Source organism: Bradyrhizobium sp. SK17 (assembly GCF_002831585.1).
Lineage (GTDB): Bacteria > Pseudomonadota > Alphaproteobacteria > Rhizobiales > Xanthobacteraceae > Bradyrhizobium.
The window spans coordinates 4,716,994-4,735,027 of sequence record NZ_CP025113.1; the positions used below are offsets into that span (position 1 = coordinate 4,716,994).

Here is an 18,034-nt window from a genome sequence, read left to right on the forward strand (position 1 = left end):
GGTAATGGCGATCATGATGGCCGGGGGCCATAGAGGACGCGAATGCCAACTTTTTCTCAAAGCCTTGAACAATCGCTGCACCGTGCATTGGCGATCGCGAACGAGCGTCACCATCAATACGCGACGCTGGAACATCTGCTGCTGTCGATGATCGACGACTCGGATGCGGCGGCGGTGATGCGGGCCTGCAGCGTCGATCTCGACAAGCTCAGGACCAGCCTCGTCAACTATCTCGAGACCGAATTCGAAAACCTGGTGACCGACGGCGCCGACGACGCGAAGCCGACCGCCGGGTTCCAGCGCGTGATCCAGCGCGCGGTGATTCACGTCCAGTCGTCGGGACGCGAGGAAGTGACCGGCGCCAACGTGCTGATCGCGATCTTCGCGGAGCGCGAGAGCCACGCCGCGTATTTCCTGCAAGAGCAGGACATGACGCGCTACGACGCGGTGAACTACATCAGCCACGGCATCGCCAAGCGGCCCGGCGTCTCCGAGGCGCGGCCGGTGCGCGGCGTCGACGAGGAAACCGAGACCAAGGGCAACGAGGACGCCAAGAAGAAGGGCGAGGCGCTCGAGACCTATTGCGTCAACCTCAACAAGAAGGCGCGCGACGGCAAGATCGATCCGGTGATCGGCCGCAATGCCGAGATCAACCGTGCGATCCAGGTCTTGTGCCGCCGCCAGAAGAACAATCCGCTGTTCGTCGGTGAAGCCGGCGTCGGCAAGACCGCGATCGCCGAAGGCCTCGCCAAGCGCATCGTCGACAGCGATGTGCCCGAGGTGCTCGCGGCTGCGACCGTGTTCTCGCTCGACATGGGCACGCTGCTCGCCGGCACGCGCTATCGCGGTGACTTCGAGGAGCGGCTGAAGCAGGTCCTCAAGGAACTGGAGGCGCATCCGAACGCGATCCTGTTCATCGACGAGATCCACACCGTGATCGGCGCCGGTGCAACGTCGGGCGGCGCGATGGATGCATCCAATCTGCTGAAGCCGGCGCTGGCTTCGGGAACGATCCGCTGCATGGGCTCGACCACCTACAAGGAATATCGTCAGCACTTCGAGAAGGACCGCGCGCTGGTGCGGCGCTTCCAGAAGATCGACGTCAACGAGCCGACGGTGGAAGACGCCATCGCGATCCTCAAGGGCTTGAAGCCTTACTTCGAGGATTACCATCGGCTGAAGTACACCAATGAGGCGATCGAGGCGGCGGTGCAGCTGTCGTCGCGCTACATCCACGACCGCAAGCTGCCCGACAAGGCGATCGACGTGATCGACGAGTCCGGCGCGGCGCAGATGCTGGTTGCCGAGAACAAGCGCAAGAAGACGATCGGCATCAAGGAGATCGAGACCACGATCGCGACCATGGCGCGGATCCCGCCGAAGAGCGTGTCGAAGGACGATGCCGAGGTGCTCAAGCATCTCGAGCAGACCCTGAAGCGCACGGTGTTCGGTCAGGACAAGGCGATCGAGTCGCTGTCGGCATCGATCAAGCTGGCGCGTGCCGGCCTGCGCGAGCCGGAGAAGCCGATCGGCTGCTATCTGTTCTCGGGTCCAACCGGCGTCGGCAAGACCGAGGTGGCGAAGCAATTGGCGGCGACGCTCGGCGTCGAGCTGCTGCGCTTCGACATGTCCGAATACATGGAGCGGCACACCGTGTCGCGCCTGATCGGCGCGCCTCCCGGCTATGTCGGCTTCGACCAGGGCGGCCTGCTCACCGATGGCGTGGACCAGCATCCGCATTGCGTGGTGCTGCTCGACGAGATCGAGAAGGCGCATCCGGATCTGTACAACGTGCTGTTGCAGATCATGGATCACGGCCGGCTCACCGACCACAATGGCAAGCAGGTCAACTTCCGCAACGTGATCCTGATCATGACCACGAATGCGGGCGCGGCCGATCTCGCGCGGCAGGCCTTCGGCTTCACGCGCTCGAAGCGGGAAGGCGACGACCACGAGGCGATCAACCGGCAGTTCGCGCCGGAGTTCCGCAACCGGCTGGATGCGATCGTCTCGTTCGCGCACCTCAATGCCGACGTCATCGGCATGGTGGTCGAGAAGTTCGTGCTGCAACTCGAGGCGCAGCTCGCCGACCGCGACGTCACGATCGAACTGTCGGAGCCCGCCAAGGCCTGGCTGATCGAGCACGGCTATGACGAGCAGATGGGCGCGCGTCCGATGGCGCGCATCATCCAGGAGCACATCAAGAAGCCGCTCGCGGATGAGGTGCTGTTCGGCCAGCTCAAGGGTGGCGGACACGTCCGCGTCATCCTGGTCAAGGACGAGGCGACCGCCAAGGACAAGATCGGCTTCGAGTATGTCGAGGGCCCGGTCACGCCGAAGCCCGAGAACCTGCCGCCGCGCAAGCGCAAGCCGCCGAAGGGTGGCCCGAACAATGGCGGCGGAGGCGGCACCAAGGGGCCGGTCTCCAAGGGGCCGATGGTCAAGGCCTGAAGCGAAAGCGAATGTGAATCGAAAAGGCCGGCTCAACAGCCGGCCTTTTTGTTTGCCATCGTACCGTCGGAGCATAGCGGCGGCTAAACCGGAGGCGAGTTCTTGATTGAATCGGCTCGGCGCCGCCTTGCTTCACCTCTCCCCGCCGGGGAGAGGTCGGATTGCGAAGCAATCCGGGTGAGGGCTCTTGCTCTCTCGATAGACCGTAATCCCTCACCCGATTTGCTGCGCAAATCGACCTCTCCCAAGGGAGAGGTGACCTTCCGACGCCGTTCCAGCTCAACCTAATCTCATCAGGCTTTTAGCTGAGCCCCTGCTTAAGCTCCCTCATAGTCGGATAGCAACTTTGCAAGCAGTTCAAGTTCGTCAGGGGATTTTTCGGTCGGATCGTTGATGACGTTCTGAAGCAAATTGAACTCGGTATCGTTCTTGATCCGCCCTCGCTTGAGGATATTGGCGTAACCTCGCGAGTATCGTTTGCGCAATTCTGAGAGCGTGATGATCCCGCGGCTGATCAGCTCGGCATCCAATTTTGCAACTTTAACTGGATCAAAAAACGAGGAACGTTCTACGCAATCATTGATCGCTTGACGTAGTCCCTGGAAAGCCATTCGAGGGCTTCTCTTTTCCATGGCCTCCAAGACAGCCGGAGGCTGCTGCTCCGGCGGCAGAGTCTGCATCGGCATGTATCGTTCAACATAGAACGAGAGGAACTTCTTCAGCTGAGTATATTCGCTTCGATTGAAGTCCTGCATCGCCGCGTACCTTGTGGGTTGCCACCAAGCTCGAACCTGAGGTGGGACGGCTGCTCCCAGAGTGTGTCGCGCAATCGCATGGCGGATTGTTGCTCGACGGATCGCCTCACTCGCCCTTCAACCGCTGTCCCTCCTGGATGCGCACCCGCTCGGCGCCGCGGCTGCCGGTGGAGGACAGCCGCAACATGCTCAGCATGGCGCCGACCAGCGCGAAGCCGACGCCGACCATCAGCGAGAGCCTTGTGCCGTCAGCCGGGAAGCGCGCCAGCAGCAGCGCCACCAAAGCGGCGCCGATGGTCTGGCCGAGCAGGCGGGCGGTGCCCAGCATGCCGCTGGCGCCGCCGGAGCGCTCGCGCGGCGCAGCGGCGATCATGGTGCGGTTGTTGGGGGTCTGGAACAGGCCAAAACCGGCACCGGCGAGCGCCATGCGCCAGATCACGTCGATCGGGGTCGCATTGGCCGGCATGAACGCCAGCGTGCCCAATCCGGCCGCGAAGATCAAAAGGCCGATGCCGCCGAGCAGGCCGGCCGGATAGCGCTCGACCAGCCAGCCGGCGAGCGGGGCGGCGAAGGCGACCGCGATCGGCCAGGGCGTGATCAGGAGGCCGATCTGCACCGCCGAATAGCCGAAATGGCTTTCGAGGTAGAACGGCATCGCGACGAAGGCGAGCATCTGGCCGCAGAACGAGGCGATCGAGGTGCCGATCGACAGCGCGAAGATCGGGATTCGCAGCAGGTCGACCGGCAGCAGCGGCGAGGGCAGGTTCAACTGCCGCCGGTACAGCAAATGCGAGGCGACCACGGCGATGGCGAATTCCAGCGCGCACAGATACAGCGCCTCGCCATGGCCGGCGCTGTCGATCGCGCTGATGCCGAAGCCGAACGCAATCGCGCTCAGGGCGGCGCTCAGCCAGTCGAAAGCGTGCACCGCGGGCCGGGTGTGTGGCAGGAAGCGCCAGCCCAGCGCCAGCGTGACGACGCCGAGCGGGACGTTGATGGCGAACAGATACGGCCAGGTTCCGACCGCCAGGATGAACGAGGCGATGGTCGGGCCGACCGCGGCCGAGATCGCGACCACCAGCGCGTTGACGCCGATGCCGCGGCCGAGCTGCGAATGCGGATAGATGAAGCGCACCAGCGCGGTGTTGACGCTGAGGATTCCGGCGGCGCCAAATCCTTGCAGGATGCGGGCGATCGTCAACAGCGGCAGCGTGTGCGACAGCGCGCAGAACAGCGACGCCAGCGTGAACAGCAGCAGCCCAGCCAGATAGACCCGGCGATAGCCGATGATCTCGCCAAGCGAGGCCAGCGGCAGCAGCGAGATCGTGATCGCCAGCTGATAGCCGTTGACGATCCAGATCGAGAAGGCGGGGCTGGCGTCAAGATCCCGGGCAATGGTCGGCAGCGCGACGTTGGCGATCGAGCCATCGACCACGGCCATCACAAGGCCGAGCGCGATCGTCAGAATGGCCCAGTTGCGTTGGGGTAGCGGCAGGCCGTCGGCATGCTCGATTGGTGCGGACGACATCTAGTGCAATGGCTCTCGGTTCCAGCAGCGGTAGGTACCGCATGCTGGATTGGCCAGACCTTTGCAACCCCCGAAAAATGCCGGGCCGGCTGCGAACGGTGGGGCAGGAGTGGATCTGGGAGGTGCGGAACGTGGCGACTCAGTCCTGGTTCAGCCTTGGTTCAGCTTTGGCCCAGCAATTCCTTGATGCGTTGCTGCAATTGCCGCTTCTTGATCTCGCTGCGGCGGACCCGCTCGTCGAGATCGCTCACCGGCGTGTCCGAGGTCATGATCCGGAAGGCGAGGCCGACCTTGTTGGCCTGCCGCCAGATCAGGCGCGCCAGGAACGAGCGGCCCTTGCGGGCAATGCTGAGGTTCATTTCTTCGGGCAGCCGGGCGGCATCGCCGAACTCCACGCAGGCGCCACCTTCGCTGATGTTGCGGACGACGCAATCCCGGGTCGAGCCGCGCTCATTGATCTCCGCAACCGCACCGTAGAACACCTTGTCACGAACGCTCTGGCGCCGGTCCTGCATGGGAAATCCTCCTCAAATGAACGGCAGGACTGTACCGGCCCGTGTCAGCGAAAAGAAGGGCGCGCGAGGAACCCGTTGCAGTTAGTGTAAATTGTTTGCATCTGTGAAGGTCGGGATTCACGGCTATTTTGCGCCGCAAAGGAGCCCCAGGCACCAGCTCCTCTTGTTGACGCGTTTCCTTAACGTGAACCGGTATCCGTCTCGTGCGAAAGCGCTTTAATTCGGCAGCCGGCTCTGCCGCCAATCCCGCGGCGACAGCCCGTAATGCTCGCGGAACACGCGGCCGAAATGCGAGAGATCGTTAAAGCCCCAGGCGAACGCGATCTCGCCGATATGGCGATGCGCATGCGCCGGCGCGGCGAGGTCGCGCTTGCAGCGCTCCAGCCGCTCCGCCAGCACGAAGCGCTGGAACGAGGTGGCCTCGTCGGCGAGCAGGCTGTTGACGTAGCGCGGCGAGATGCCGAGCGCTGCGGCGGTCTCGTTAAGGCCGAGATCGGGATTCGGCAGATGCGCGAGCACATGGGCCTTCAGCCGGTAGAGCAGGGCGGAGCGATGCGTCGATGCGGGCAGCGCTGCGCCGCCGAGCCGCTCGCTGATCGCCATCGCGAGCAGGTCGGCGGCCTGATCGGCGAGCCGGATCGCGTTGTCCGGATCGAGCCGGTCGGCGATCTCGGAAAGCCCCGTGATGAACTGCCAGGCGAGCCGCTGCACCGGACGGTCCGCTGCGAAGGTGGTCGCGGTGAGGCCCTGGGTGCCGGCGAAGCGCCGGTGCAGCATCGCGCGCGGCACCTGGAAGATGATCTGGGTGAAGTCGTCGTTGAAGCGCAGCTCATAGGGCCGCGTGGTGTCGTAGAACGCGAACTCGCCCGGCCCGATCACGGTCTCGCGGCCGTCCTGCACGACGCCGCCCGTGCCGCTGCGGCCGAGCGCGAACAGCACGAAATCCTCGCTGGCGCGCGCGATCCGCGACGGCGTTCGCAGCACGCGCTGCTGGCTCGACGACACCACCGAGCATTTCACCGCGCCCAGTTGCGCGCTGGTGATGGCGCCGTGGAAGGCGGTGCCGAGGTCGGACTTGCAGTCGAGCTGCACGAAGACATCGCAAACGATGTCCTGCCAGAGCGCGAGGCGCCGGTGGGTGGGCGCGCCTTCGGTGGTGAACAGGGCCGGCATGGTTTCCTCCCTTCACGAGTGCAACGCTGGCCACGCAAACAAAGCAAGCTTCGTACCGGGCGGGGCCGGGAAATCTCCTCCGTAGTCGAATTTTCCTTCCGTCCTGGTCGAACGGCGTTCCCGGTCCCGGGGCAGCATGATGTCAGAAGCGGCTGCGGCCGATCAAGCACGAACCGGCCGGCAGCGTCGGCTGCGAGGAGGACATCATGGGCATCGAACATCCGAAATATCGTGTTGCGGTGGTGCAGGCGGCGCCGGCCTGGCTCGATCTCGACGGCTCGATCGCCAAGAGCATTGCGTTGATCGAGGAAGCCGCCGCCAAGGGGGCGAAGCTGATCGCGTTCCCCGAAGCCTTCATCCCCGGCTATCCCTGGTACATCTGGCTGGACTCGCCGGCCTGGGCGATCGGCCGCGGTTTCGTGCAGCGCTATTTCGATAACTCCCTGTCCTACGATAGTCCGCAAGCCGAGAAGCTGCGTCTTGCGGTCAAGAAGGCCGGCATGACCGCGGTGCTCGGCCTCTCCGAGCGCGACGGCGGCAGCCTCTATCTCGCGCAATGGCTGATCGGACCTGACGGCGAGACCATTGCCAAGCGGCGCAAGCTGCGGCCGACCCATGCCGAGCGCACCGTCTATGGCGAGGGTGACGGCAGCGACCTTGCGGTGCACGACCGTCCCGGCATCGGCCGGCTCGGCGCGCTGTGCTGCTGGGAGCATCTGCAACCGCTGTCGAAATACGCGATGTATGCCCAGAACGAGCAGGTGCACGTCGCGGCCTGGCCGAGCTTCTCGCTGTACGATCCGTTTGCGCCGGCGCTCGGCTGGGAGGTCAACAACGCGGCCTCGCGCGTCTATGCGGTGGAGGGCTCGTGCTTCGTGCTGGCGCCCTGCGCCACGGTCTCACAGGCGATGGTCGACGAGATGTGCGATCGCGACGACAAGCACGCGCTGCTGCATGTCGGCGGCGGGCACGCCGCGATCTATGGGCCCGACGGCAGCTCGATCGCCGAGAAGTTGCCGCCCGATCAGGAAGGCCTGCTGCTCGCCGACATCGATCTCGGTGCGATCGGGATCGCCAAGAATGCCGCCGATCCGGCCGGGCATTATTCGCGGCCCGATGTCACCCGCCTGCTGTTGAACAAGAAGCCCTCCAAGCGCGTCGAGCATTTCGCGCTGCCGCTCGACAGTCTCGAGGAGATCGACGCGGCTGCGAGCTGAACCCCGGACATCCAACTGGAGGCGACTGTCATGGAATCCGCCATTCCCTCGCATTTGCAGACGGCGCGCTCCCGTCATCGTCGCGTGCCCGACGACTACACACCGCCTTATCCGTCGTTCGTCGCGCGCCACAAGCCCGCGGTCGCCAGCGTGATCATGGCCTATTTCGGGGCGCAGGTTCGCGGCGCGCCGACCGCGACGTTGACCGCGGCACTGGCGCAGATCGCAACGCGCTTTGCCGGAGAGAACGGGCCGACGCATTGGGACCGCGCGCAATATGTCGACCAGGCCGGTTTCACCAATGTCGTCTCGGTCGCCTATTGGGACGATGCCAAACGTTTCGATGCCTGGTTCGACGGCGCCCGCGAGGCCTGGACCGGCAGCGGCACCGCCGATGGCGTCGGCCGTTTCATCGAGGTGCTGCGGCCGCAAGTGGCGCGCTACGAGACGCTGTTTTCTTCGCTGGGCCGCCCGGAGGGCGTCGCGGTGCTTGCCGACGGCATGAGCGGCGAGGTGCAGGAGCACGCCTATTGGGGTGGCATGCGCGACCGCATTCCGTTGTCGCAGACCGACGCGATGATTCCGGGCGGCGAGCCGCGCGCGATCCATGACGGTGCGCGCATCCGGGTGGTCGCACATGACAATCTCTGCCTGATCCGCTCCGGGCAGGACTGGAGCGACACCGAGGCCTCCGAGCGCAAGATGTATCTCGACGATGTCGAGCCGGTGCTGCGCGAGGGGATGGATTTCCTGCGCGACGACGGCGTGCCGATCGGCTGCTACGCCAACCGCTACATGCGCGTCGTCGATGCCGACGGGCGAGTGACGGAAAAGTCCTACGGCCAGAGCTGGTGGAAGAGCCTCGCGGCGCTGGAGCGCTGGGCGGAATCGCATCCGACCCATGTCCGGATCTTCGGCGCGGCGATGAAGTATCTGTCGACGCTCGGGCCGAGCGCCAGGCTCAGGCTGTATCACGAGGTCACGGTCGCCGCCGCCGACGAGCAGTTCTTCGAGTATCTCGGCTGCCACGAGCGCACCGGCATGCTCGGCGCGGTGCAGGTGACGGCTGAGCAGCCCGCGTAATCTCCGGAACAGCGTTCCGATCGGGTAGGGCCTGATGACATCTGGTTCAATAGCGGCCGCGATGACGGTGGGCTCCCTCGCCCCGTTCTTACGGGGAGAGGGTTGGGGTGAGGGGCTGTCTCCGCGCATACGGTGATAGCGGTGGATCCGGAGACTCCCCCTCACCCGGAACGCATCTGGCGATGCGTTCCGACCTCTCCCCGCACGCGGGGCGAGGTGAAGTTGAGGCCGTTGCTCGACCCGAACGAATCTCTACGGCCGTAGCCGGCCGCCTTGCGCGGTGATCGCCTGCGCCAGTTCGATTGCCGGGCCGCGCTTGGTCCGGCGCGCTGTGCGAACCACGAATTCGACGCTGCCGAGTGGCGGCAAACCCGAGTCCTGCACCGTGTCCAATCCGTCCGGGATGAAGCCTTGGGCCTGCGGCGTGATCCCGAGGCCGGCCAGCGCCGCGGCGCGCAGCCCGCTCAAGCTGCCGCTGGAGCAGACGATGCGCCAGGGCCGTCCGGACCGCCCCATCGCTTCCAGCACCACGCTGCGGCTGACACTCGGCGGCGCGTAGAGGATCAGGGGCAGGGGCTGCTCGGGATCGAGCCGCATGCCGGGTGCGCCGGTCCATACCAGGCGGTCCTGCCACACCAATTGTCCGAGCGCGTCGCCGGGCCGGCGCTTGCCCAGCACGAGGTCGAGCTCGCCGGCATCGAACTGCTGGTACAGCACGGCGCTCAAGCCCACCGTCAGCTCGAGATCGACCTGCGGATGGCGGCGGACGAAATCGCGCAACAGATCTGGCAGGCGCGAGCTGGCAAAATCCTCCGCGGCGCCGAACCGGACCTTGCCGCGCACCTGCGACCCCGCGAAGTAATCGCGGGCGCGCGCATTGGCCTCGAGGATCGGGCGCGCGAAGCCGGTCATCGCCTCGCCGTCGGCGGTGAGCACCACCGAATGGGTGTCGCGCACGAACAGGCGGCGGCCGGCGGCGGCCTCGAGCTTGCGGATGTGCTGGCTCACCGTCGACTGCTTCAGGCCGAGCCGGCGGCCGGCCTCGGTGAAGTTCTGCGTCTGCGCCACGGTGAGGAACGTCTCGAGCTGGGTTGGGTCGAGCATGGCGGCGATCTCGTCATTACATAACGTAATGACAATAACACCGGTAAGCGCGGTTCACAATCGACATGGTCAGGCGCACCTTTCACCCAAGGAAAGGAATTGACCATGACCCTCAGCCGCCTGCGATCATTCGTGCCCGTCGATCCCTACATCGCCGCCATCGTCGGCATGGTCGGCCTTGCCACGCTGCTGCCGCTGCACGGGCAGGGCACCGAGATCGGCGGCTACGCCACCGATCTCGCGATCGCGCTGCTGTTCTTCCTTCACGGCGCCCGGCTGTCGACCACCGAGGCGCTGGTCGGCGCCCGGCACTGGAAGCTGCATCTGGTGATCTTCCTCTCGACCTTCGGCCTGTTCCCGCTGCTCGGGCTCGCGGCCCATGCGCTGGCGCCGCATCTGTTGACGCCGGCGTTGTGGGCGGGCGTGATCCTGATCTGCATCCTGCCGTCGACCGTGCAGTCCTCGGTCGCCTTCACCTCGATCGCGGGTGGCAATGTCTCGGCGGCGTTGTGCTCGGCGACCGCCTCCAATCTGCTCGGCATCGTCGCGACGCCGCTGCTGGCCGGCGTGCTGCTCTCCAGCCATGGCGGGTTCTCCGGCAACGCCGCGCTCGACATCGTCGTGCAGTTGCTGCTGCCGTTCGTGGCGGGACAATTGTCGCGGCCGCTGATCGGCGGCTTCGTTGCCAGGCATCATGCGGTGCTCGGCCTGGTCGACCGCGGTTCGATCCTCCTGATCGTCTACACCGCGTTCAGCGACGGCGTCAGCCATGGCATCTGGCACCAGGTCAACGCGACGCAGATGGCGATCGTGCTCGGCCTCGACGCGGTGCTGCTGGCGGTGGTGCTGCTGATCACCAATTTCGGCAGCCAGCTGCTTGGCTTCTCACGCGCCGACCGCATCGCCATCATGTTCTGCGGCTCGAAGAAGTCGCTCGCGAGCGGCCTGCCGATGGCGAGCGTGCTGCTCGTCGGCCAGTCGGTCGGGTTGATCGTGCTGCCGCTGATGCTGTTTCACCAGATCCAGCTGATGACCTGCGCGGCGCTGGCGCGGCATTATGCGGGTGCGGAGGAGGCGGCCACGCGCGGCGCAGTGCCGGTGCTGGTTAAGGCGCATTGAGCCAAGCCTCCCGCTGTCGTCCCCCGGCTCGACCGGGGGACCCAGTACGCCGCGGCTTCTCCGCGACCAACTGATGTCTCCGGAATACTGGATCGCCCGGTCGAGCCGGGCGACGACACCGTCAGTTTGGCGAGCGATGCGCCCAAACGCCCGGCGCTACGCGACGCGCAGGCCCTTCGCGATTTCCTTCTGCGCGTCGAATTCGCGGCGCAGCCGTGCCAGCTCGTCCGCACTCAGCGCCTCGGCGTTGCTGTAATCGCGCTTCCACGATGCATCCGCGCTCCAGCGCAGCGGCGACTGCACGGTGGTCTGCGGACCCGGCGCGGACTCCAGCACGCGCAGCGCGAGCTCCAGCGTGAACGCCTGCGAGGCCTCGTCATGCGGCTTGCCGGCGGAATTGCCGAGCGGGAAATCGGAGAACAGGAAACGCGGCACCGCGGCGTGCTCGACGATATCCTTGGCGCAGCCCATCACAACGGTCGGGATGCCGTTGGCCTCGAGATGGCGTGCCACCAGGCTGACGGTCTGGTGGCACACCGGGCAGTTCGGCACCAGCACCGCGGCGTCGACCTTGTCGTCGCGGCAGCGCTCGAGGATCTCGGGCGCGTCGGTCTCGATGGTGACGCGGTGGCTGCGGTTGGTCGGTGCGCCAAAGAAGCGCGGCGCGACTTCGCCGATCATGCCGGCCGCAGCGAGGCGCTTGAGCTGCGCCAGCGGGAACCAGGTGCCGCTGTCGGTCGCCGTGGTATGGGTGCGGTCATAGGCGATGTGCGAAATCCGCAGGTCGTGCTGCTGCGACGTGTCGCCGTCATAGACCGAATAGAACTTGGCGCCGCCATTGTATTTCGCGCCCGGACCCTGGTCGCCCTTGGCCGCATCGAACGGCGCCGCCGTCGTGATGATGGCGACGCGGGACTGCTTCAGCGGCTTGTTCAGCGGCTGGAACGGCGCCAAGGTGTAATGCGCCCAGCGGTAGGGGGTGGTGTAGCCGATCGCCGCGTAATAATCGCGGGTCCGCTTCATGTAGCCGATCGGGGCGTCGTCGTCGGGGGCAAAGCCGGTTTGATCGTCTGAAGCTGCGGCCATTTTGCGCTCCCTTTTGCGCGCCATCATTTCAGTCCATAGCTAGACCACGAGCTTGCGGTGTCAAGCCGCGCCAGCGCGGGAACAGATTTGCCATGCGAACAGGTCTTTGCGCCGCATTGGTCCTGCTTGTGATGCTGGTGCCGACGCTCGGTGCCGGGGCGGAGGACGCGCCTGCCGCGAAGCCTGAGCCGGCCCCCGCCGAGCAGCCCACACCACCGGCGCCACCGGCGGAGAAACCTGCCGCAGCCCCAGTGGACATGCCGGCGACGCCTGCCGAGCCGCCCGCGGCGGCCGACAAGCCCGCGGACGACGCGCGCGAGAGCGACACCCGCGAGGCGATGTGCCTGATGATCGAATCGGCGGCACGGGCCAACGACCTGCCGCTCGAATTCTTCGCGCGCGTGATCTGGCAGGAGAGCCGCTTCCAGGCCGATGCGATCGGCCCGATCACCCGCAACGGCCAGCGCGCGCAGGGCATCGCGCAGTTCATGCCGGGCACCGCGAACGAGCGCGGGCTGCTCGATCCCTTCAATCCCGTGCAGGCATTGCCGAAGTCGGCCGAATTCCTCAGCGAGCTGCGCAACCAGTTCGGCAATCTCGGCCTCGCGGCGGCGGCCTACAATGCCGGCCCGCGCCGCGTGCAGGACTGGCTCGCCGGCACCGGGGCGATGCCGCAGGAGACGCGCAACTACGTCTCCGCGATCACCGGCTCGAGCGTCGACGACTGGGCTGCCGCTGCCCGCAACAACGGCAAGATGCCGGAGCGTCCGCCGGCCAAGAGCTGCCGCGAGTTGATGGCGTTATTGAAGCGAGCGCCCAATCCGTTCGTGGCCGGGCTCGAGCAGCACATCACGCTGTCGGCGGCCAAGGTCTGGGGCGTGCAGCTCGCCGCCGGCTTCAGCCGCGACAAGGCGCTTGCGATGTATGCCCGTGCCATCAAGCGGCTGTCCAACGTCATCGGCGACCAGGATCCGAGCCTGCTCTCGTCGCGGCTGCGCAGCCGTGGCAGCGCGACGTTCTACCAGGTGCGGATCGGCGCCGACAGCCGGCCCGAGGCCGACGGCCTGTGCAGCCGCATCCGCAAGGCGGGCGGCGCGTGCTTCGTGCTGAAGAACCGGGCGTGAGGCACGGACTTCTCCACGTCATTGCGAGGAGCGAAGCGACGAAGCAATCGATCTGTCCGAGCAAGCGGAGCAATGGATTGCTTCGCTTCGCTCGCAATGACGAGTGGGGTTATCGCCACTGCATACCGGACCTGTGCCATCCCTTGCTTGACCCTGCTTTCATCGCGCCCTAAGCCGCCGCGATTGCAAAACCATCCGGTTCCCCGTGGCGCTTCCTCCGCTCGATTCTCCGCAATGGCAGACCTCGTTCCGCGCCTTCCTGTGGGGCGCGCGGTCGATCGGCGCGACGGTGCTGACGCTGGTGCTGTTCGCGACCTATCTCGGCATCGGCGCGCTGGCGCATGATTCCGGATTCTCGCTGGGCTGGACCCTGGCGAGCACGGCGTTCGTCTGGGCGGGGCCGGCGCAGATCATCGTGATCACGACGCTCGGCTCCGGCGCCACGGTGCTGCAATCGGCGATCGCGGTCACCGTCAGCGCGATCCGGCTGTTCCCGATGGTGGTGTCGGTGTTGCCGATGATGCGCACCGAGGACACCAAGCGGCGGCATCTGATCCTGGTCGCGCATCTGACCGCGGTGACGCTGTGGGTCGAGTGCTTCCGCTTCCTGCCGCAGGTGCCGCGCAACCGGCGGATCGCCTTCATCCATGGGCTCGGCTGCGGGCTGGTCACGGTCTGCCTGATCGCCAACACGATCGGCTATACGCTCGCGGCCAATCTGACGCCGCTGTTGGCGGCCGGCATGCTGATGCTGACGCCGCTCGCCTTCCTGTTCTCGACCGCGCGTAATTGCCGCGAGCTCGCCGACGTCATCGCACTGGTGCTCGGCCTGCTGCTGTTCCCGCTGGCGGCGATGCTGAACAGCGGCGTCGACATCCTGGTCAGCGGCGTCGTCGCGGGAACCATTGCCTATGGCGTGCACCGGGCGCGGGCAGGCACCGTGAGGGCGCGCGCGTGACTGGTTTCATCGGTGACTGGCACGCGCTCGCGATCCTGTTCGTTGCAGGCGTCATCCCCAACCAGATCTGGCGCATGCTCGGCCTGTGGTTCGGCGGCGGCATCGACGAGAACTCCGAGCTGCTGGTCTGGGTGAGGGCGGTCGCCACCGCGATCCTCGCCGGAATCATCGCGCAGATCCTGGTGCAGCCGCCGGGCGCGCTCGCCAGCGTGCCGGACTGGCTGCGCTACAGTTCGGTCGCCGCCGGCTTCGTCGCGTTCATGCTGGCGCGGAAATCGATCTTCGCCGGCGTCATCGTCGGCGAGGTCGTCATGATCGCGGGCAAATACTGGCTCGGCTGATTGCAGCGATCGCATTATCCGCTACTCTCGTTGCCCAACAACAAGACAGCGGGGAAACGGCATGCAGCGGCGCGCATCATCGCCATTCATTATTGCTTTGACGGCGTTGCTGGCGGCGATGGCGCTGCCGGCGCGCGCGGCCGACTATCCGGCCCGTCCGATCAAGCTGGTGGTGCCCTATGCCGCAGGAGGACCGACCGACGTGCTCGGCCGCGTCGTCGGCGAATATCTCGGGCGCGATCTTAAGCAGGTGGTCGTGGTCGAGAACAAGGCTGGGGCGCAGGGCGCGATCGGCGCCGAGGCGGTGGCGCGCTCCGATCCCGATGGCTACACGCTGTTCGTGACGGCGGCCTCGATCTTCGTGCTCAACCCGCTGCTCTACAAGAAGCTGCCCTACGATCCGACGCGGGATTTCCGCCTGCTGTCGGTGATCACGGATTCTCCGATGATCATGGAGGTGAATCCCTCGGTGCCGGCCAAGACCGTTGCGGAGTTCGTCGCCTACGCCAAGAAAAATCCCGGCAAGCTCAATTTCGGATCGGCGGGGACCGGTGGCACGGTTCATCTCGCCGGCGAGATGTTCAAGCAGATGGCCGGCGTCGACATGACCCATGTGCCCTACAAGGGCGCCGGACCCGCGTTGCAGGATCTGCTGTCCGGCAACATCCAGCTGATGTTCGACACCCTCGGCACCGCGCTGCCGCCGGTGAAGTCCGGCATGCTGCGCGCGCTCGGCGTCAGCTCGACCGCGCGCATTGCCGACCTGCCGGCTCTGCCGACGATCGCCGAGAGCGGCTATCCCGATTATGCGGTCAGCGTCTGGTATGGTATTGCAGCGCCGTCGAAAGTGCCTGACGAGATCGCCGGCAAGATCAAGGCGAGCCTCGACCGGGCCTTGAACGACGAGGCGTTTCGCGCTTCGCTGGTCAAGATCGGCTTTCCGCCGCTGCGCCCGAAGAGCCAGGCCGAGATCGACACGTTCGTGGATACCGATCGCGCGCGGTGGGCGGGCGTGGTCAAGGCGCTCAACATATCGCTGGACTGACACATGGTACGTGAAATGGAATTGCGCCAGGGCGAGGTCGCCGTCGACATGCCGGCGGCGCGCGATGCCGGGCTCGTCTTCATCGGCCGCATCCGTACGCCCTGGACCTCGCGGCTGGCGACGCCGCGGCAGGGGCGGCACGACGGCCCGGTGTGCCGGCTGGAGATTTTCGAGCCCTGGGTCGCCGCCATCAAGGGCGTCGATTTCTACTCGAACCTCGAAGTGCTGTACTGGCTGCACCAGTCGCGTCGCGACATCGTGCTGCAAAGCCCGAAGAACAACGGCAACACCCGCGGCACCTTCTCGCTGCGCTCGCCGGTGCGGCCCAATCCGATCGGGACCTCGGTCGTCAAGCTGGTCGGGGTCGAGGGCAACGTCATTTTGGTCCGCGGCCTCGACTGCCTCGACGAGACGCCGCTGATCGACGTCAAGCCCGACCGCTGCGAGTTTACCCCGCTGGCCCCGCCGCAGCCGGGCGATTTCGAGACGGAGTAGGTCGTCATTCCGGGGCGTCGCGCAGCGACGAGCCCGGAATCCATGGCGCCCCCAGCTCGGTCGCTCGTCAGTTCGGGATTCGTGGAGGAATGGATTCCGGGCTCGCGCCAAGAGGCGCGCCCCGGAATGACGCTGACGGCGTCACTTCAACGCCGCAATCAGCTTCGCCGCATTCGCCTCCAGCACCTTGCCGTCTTCCTTGAGACTGGCGGGCGGCAGCAGCGCGACGCCGTCCTTGCGCGGCATCACGTGCATGTGGAGGTGGAACACGACCTGGCCACCGGCGGGCTCGTTGAATTGCTGCACGGTGATGCCGTCGGCCTCGAATGCCTTCATCGCGGCGGCCGCGATCTTGTGTGCCGCGCGCGCGACATGGGCGTAGTCGTCCGGCGTGATGTCGAGAATGTTGCGGGCAGGGGCTTTCGGGATCACCAGCGTATGCCCGGGCGAGCGCGGCATGATGTCGAGGAAGGCGAGCACGTGCTCGTTCTCATAGACCTTGTAGCAGGGAAACTCGCCGCGCAGGATCTTTGCGAAGGGGTTGTTATTGTCGTAGGCGGCGGGCATGGCGGCGTCTCCTGAATTTTTTTGGAAGGCTAATGTCTCGGTCACGGGCCAAACGTCAAGCGTCGTCCTCGGCGGTCTTGCGGAACGGGCCGGCCTCGGTGAGCTCGCGGCCGACCTCGGCGACGTAATCGCGCTCGCGCTTGAGGTAGTCGGCGATCGCGTTGCGCAATCCGGGGTCGGCGATGAAATGCGCCGAGTGGGTGGTCTGCGGCAGGTAGCCGCGCGCCAGCTTGTGCTCGCCCTGCGCGCCAGCCTCGACCACCTTGAGCCCGCGTTGAACCGCGAAATCGATCGCCTGGTAGTAGCAGACCTCGAAATGCAGGAACGGGTGGTGCTCGACCGCACCCCAGTTGCGGCCGAACAGCGTGTCCGAGCCGATGAAATTAATCGCGCCCGCGATCCAGCGACCGTCGCGCTTGGCCATCACCAACAGCACGTCGCGGGCCATGCTCTCGCCGATCAGCGAGAAGAACTTGCGGGTCAGATAGGGCCGGCCCCATTTGCGCGAGCCGGTTTCCATGTAGAACTCGAAGAATGCGTCCCAGGCCTCCTCGGTGATATCGGAGCCGGTCAGCCAGTGGATCGTGATCCCGGCCGCGACCGCTTCGCGCCGCTCGCGCTTGATGGCCTTGCGGTGACGCGAGTTCAGCGATCCCAGGAAATCGTCGAAGGTCTTGTAGCCTTCATTGTGCCAGTGGAACTGCTGGTCGGTCCGTTGCAGGAAGCCATGCGCGCCGAGGAACCTGGCCTCGTCCTCGCGGGCGAACGTCACATGCACGGAGGAGGCCTCGGTGGCGTTGCAGAGCGCCCGCAGGCCGCGCGCCAAAGCGGAGCCGATCACCTCGCGGTCGACGTCGCCCCGGATCAACAGCCGCGGCCCGGTCGCCGGCGTGAACGGCACTGAGACCTGGAGCTTCGGGTAATAGCTGCCGCCGGCGCGGTGATAGGCCTCGGCCCAGCCGCGGTCGAACACGTATTCGCCCTGCGAGTGCGATTTCAGATAGCAGGGTACGACGCCGACGATCCGGCCGTCGAGTTTGGCGATCAGATGCCGGGGGCCCCAGCCGGTGCGCGGGCAGGCCGAGCTGGAGGCCTCCGCGGCGGCAAAAAAAGCATGGGAAACGAAGGGGTTATAGCTCGAACCTGCGATCTTCTGGCAATCGCTTGCGGAGCCGGGCGAGGCCAGGGTGTCGAGCTGGTGAATGCTATCCGCGTCCGCCTTCGGATTGGCGCAGGCGTCCCACTCGGCCGCCGGAATGGCGCCGATGTCAGCTAGAGCTTCCAGGGTGATTTCAGAAGACGCCATCGAGAATGAAGACCGGTGCCTTGTCCGAGCATGAAACTTCCGGAACAGCTGGCTCCACTTCCGGATCATGCTCCGCAATCCGCCATCGCCGATGACGACCAATGCCTGACCAGCCCCTGCAAAGATCGTGCATCGCAGCGACGACTTCAAGGCTGCGAAGGGACATG

The 18,034-nt window shown here is 65.9% G+C and carries 18 protein-coding genes; 9 read left to right on the top strand and 9 right to left on the bottom strand.

Translation table 11 applies throughout. The features are described from left to right. The first annotated feature begins 42 nt into the window (after positions 1-42). On the top strand, positions 43-2,451 hold the full coding sequence (gene clpA, locus CWS35_RS21545; RefSeq protein ID WP_100953618.1) for an ATP-dependent Clp protease ATP-binding subunit ClpA: 2,409 nt from the start codon (positions 43-45) through the stop codon (positions 2,449-2,451). A 317-nt stretch (positions 2,452-2,768) separates the two neighbouring features. Here the strand turns inward: clpA and CWS35_RS21550 are convergent, their stop codons facing one another. From CWS35_RS21550 to CWS35_RS21565, 4 genes are all read right to left on the bottom strand, one after another. After that, on the bottom strand, positions 2,769-3,206 hold the full coding sequence (locus tag CWS35_RS21550) for a hypothetical protein (RefSeq protein WP_100953620.1): 438 nt from the start codon (positions 3,204-3,206) through the stop codon (positions 2,769-2,771). Between the two features lie 106 nt (positions 3,207-3,312). Continuing rightward, positions 3,313-4,734 (bottom strand): MFS transporter, encoded by a 1,422-nt coding sequence (locus tag CWS35_RS21555; protein ID WP_024581335.1) that lies wholly within the window; start codon positions 4,732-4,734, stop codon positions 3,313-3,315. A 161-nt stretch (positions 4,735-4,895) separates the two neighbouring features. Continuing rightward, positions 4,896-5,249 (bottom strand): PilZ domain-containing protein, encoded by a 354-nt coding sequence (locus tag CWS35_RS21560; protein ID WP_024581336.1) that lies wholly within the window; start codon positions 5,247-5,249, stop codon positions 4,896-4,898. A gap of 216 nt (positions 5,250-5,465) precedes the next feature. Further along, on the bottom strand, positions 5,466-6,422 hold the full coding sequence (locus CWS35_RS21565; RefSeq protein ID WP_024581337.1) for a helix-turn-helix domain-containing protein: 957 nt from the start codon (positions 6,420-6,422) through the stop codon (positions 5,466-5,468). Positions 6,423-6,628: 206 nt separating this feature from the next. Between CWS35_RS21565 and CWS35_RS21570 the strand changes: the two genes are divergently transcribed. After that, positions 6,629-7,639, top strand: coding sequence for a carbon-nitrogen hydrolase family protein (locus CWS35_RS21570; RefSeq protein WP_024581338.1), 1,011 nt, complete (start codon positions 6,629-6,631; stop codon positions 7,637-7,639). 30 nt (positions 7,640-7,669) lie between these two features. Beyond that, positions 7,670-8,722 carry a phenylacetaldoxime dehydratase family protein gene (locus tag CWS35_RS21575; protein WP_100953622.1) on the top strand — a complete coding sequence of 351 codons (1,053 nt, stop codon included), beginning with the start codon at positions 7,670-7,672 and terminating at the stop codon, positions 8,720-8,722. Positions 8,723-8,974: 252 nt separating this feature from the next. Here CWS35_RS21575 and CWS35_RS21580 read toward each other — a convergent pair whose 3' ends face one another. Next, entirely contained in the window at positions 8,975-9,826 is an 852-nt protein-coding gene (locus tag CWS35_RS21580; RefSeq protein WP_100953624.1) for a LysR family transcriptional regulator, read from the bottom strand. Positions 9,827-9,931: 105 nt separating this feature from the next. Between CWS35_RS21580 and CWS35_RS21585 the strand changes: the two genes are divergently transcribed. Then, the gene (locus tag CWS35_RS21585) at positions 9,932-10,945 is read left to right on the top strand and encodes a bile acid:sodium symporter family protein (protein ID WP_100953626.1); all 1,014 of its coding nucleotides are present in this window, start codon (positions 9,932-9,934) and stop codon (positions 10,943-10,945) included. A gap of 156 nt (positions 10,946-11,101) precedes the next feature. On the opposite strand, the gene CWS35_RS21590 is transcribed toward CWS35_RS21585, so the two are convergent. Then, entirely contained in the window at positions 11,102-12,031 is a 930-nt protein-coding gene (locus CWS35_RS21590; RefSeq protein ID WP_100953628.1) for a glycine/sarcosine/betaine reductase selenoprotein B family protein, read from the bottom strand. Positions 12,032-12,123: 92 nt separating this feature from the next. On the opposite strand from CWS35_RS21590, the gene CWS35_RS21595 reads away from it, so the two are divergent. The 5 genes from CWS35_RS21595 to tsaA all read left to right on the top strand — a co-directional run bounded on the left by CWS35_RS21595 (position 12,124) and on the right by tsaA (position 15,994). Then, positions 12,124-13,155, top strand: a complete 1,032-nt coding sequence (locus CWS35_RS21595; protein WP_168226360.1) for a lytic transglycosylase domain-containing protein — start codon at positions 12,124-12,126, stop codon at positions 13,153-13,155. A 205-nt stretch (positions 13,156-13,360) separates the two neighbouring features. Further along, positions 13,361-14,113 carry an AzlC family ABC transporter permease gene (locus tag CWS35_RS21600; protein ID WP_100953630.1) on the top strand — a complete coding sequence of 251 codons (753 nt, stop codon included), beginning with the start codon at positions 13,361-13,363 and terminating at the stop codon, positions 14,111-14,113. Further along, complete coding sequence (locus tag CWS35_RS21605) at positions 14,110-14,454, top strand: AzlD domain-containing protein (RefSeq protein ID WP_024581345.1); 345 nt, start codon at positions 14,110-14,112, stop codon at positions 14,452-14,454. Before CWS35_RS21600 ends, CWS35_RS21605 begins: the two co-directional genes overlap by 4 nt. 61 nt (positions 14,455-14,515) lie before the next feature. Continuing rightward, on the top strand, positions 14,516-15,499 hold the full coding sequence (locus CWS35_RS21610) for a tripartite tricarboxylate transporter substrate binding protein (RefSeq protein ID WP_245438613.1): 984 nt from the start codon (positions 14,516-14,518) through the stop codon (positions 15,497-15,499). 3 nt (positions 15,500-15,502) lie between these two features. Then, positions 15,503-15,994, top strand: a complete 492-nt coding sequence (gene tsaA / locus CWS35_RS21615; RefSeq protein WP_024581347.1) for a tRNA (N6-threonylcarbamoyladenosine(37)-N6)-methyltransferase TrmO — start codon at positions 15,503-15,505, stop codon at positions 15,992-15,994. Positions 15,995-16,135: 141 nt separating this feature from the next. On the opposite strand, the gene CWS35_RS21620 is transcribed toward tsaA, so the two are convergent. The 3 genes from CWS35_RS21620 to CWS35_RS39060 are packed head-to-tail and all read right to left on the bottom strand — an operon-like array spanning position 16,136 to position 18,033. Then, positions 16,136-16,561 carry an HIT domain-containing protein gene (locus tag CWS35_RS21620; RefSeq protein WP_024581348.1) on the bottom strand — a complete coding sequence of 142 codons (426 nt, stop codon included), beginning with the start codon at positions 16,559-16,561 and terminating at the stop codon, positions 16,136-16,138. A gap of 55 nt (positions 16,562-16,616) precedes the next feature. Next, the gene (locus CWS35_RS21625) at positions 16,617-17,867 is read right to left on the bottom strand and encodes a GNAT family N-acetyltransferase (RefSeq protein ID WP_100953632.1); all 1,251 of its coding nucleotides are present in this window, start codon (positions 17,865-17,867) and stop codon (positions 16,617-16,619) included. Next, positions 17,854-18,033, bottom strand: a complete 180-nt coding sequence (locus CWS35_RS39060) for a hypothetical protein (RefSeq protein ID WP_145987273.1) — start codon at positions 18,031-18,033, stop codon at positions 17,854-17,856. Before CWS35_RS39060 ends, CWS35_RS21625 begins: the two co-directional genes overlap by 14 nt. Position 18,034: the final 1 nt, after the last annotated feature.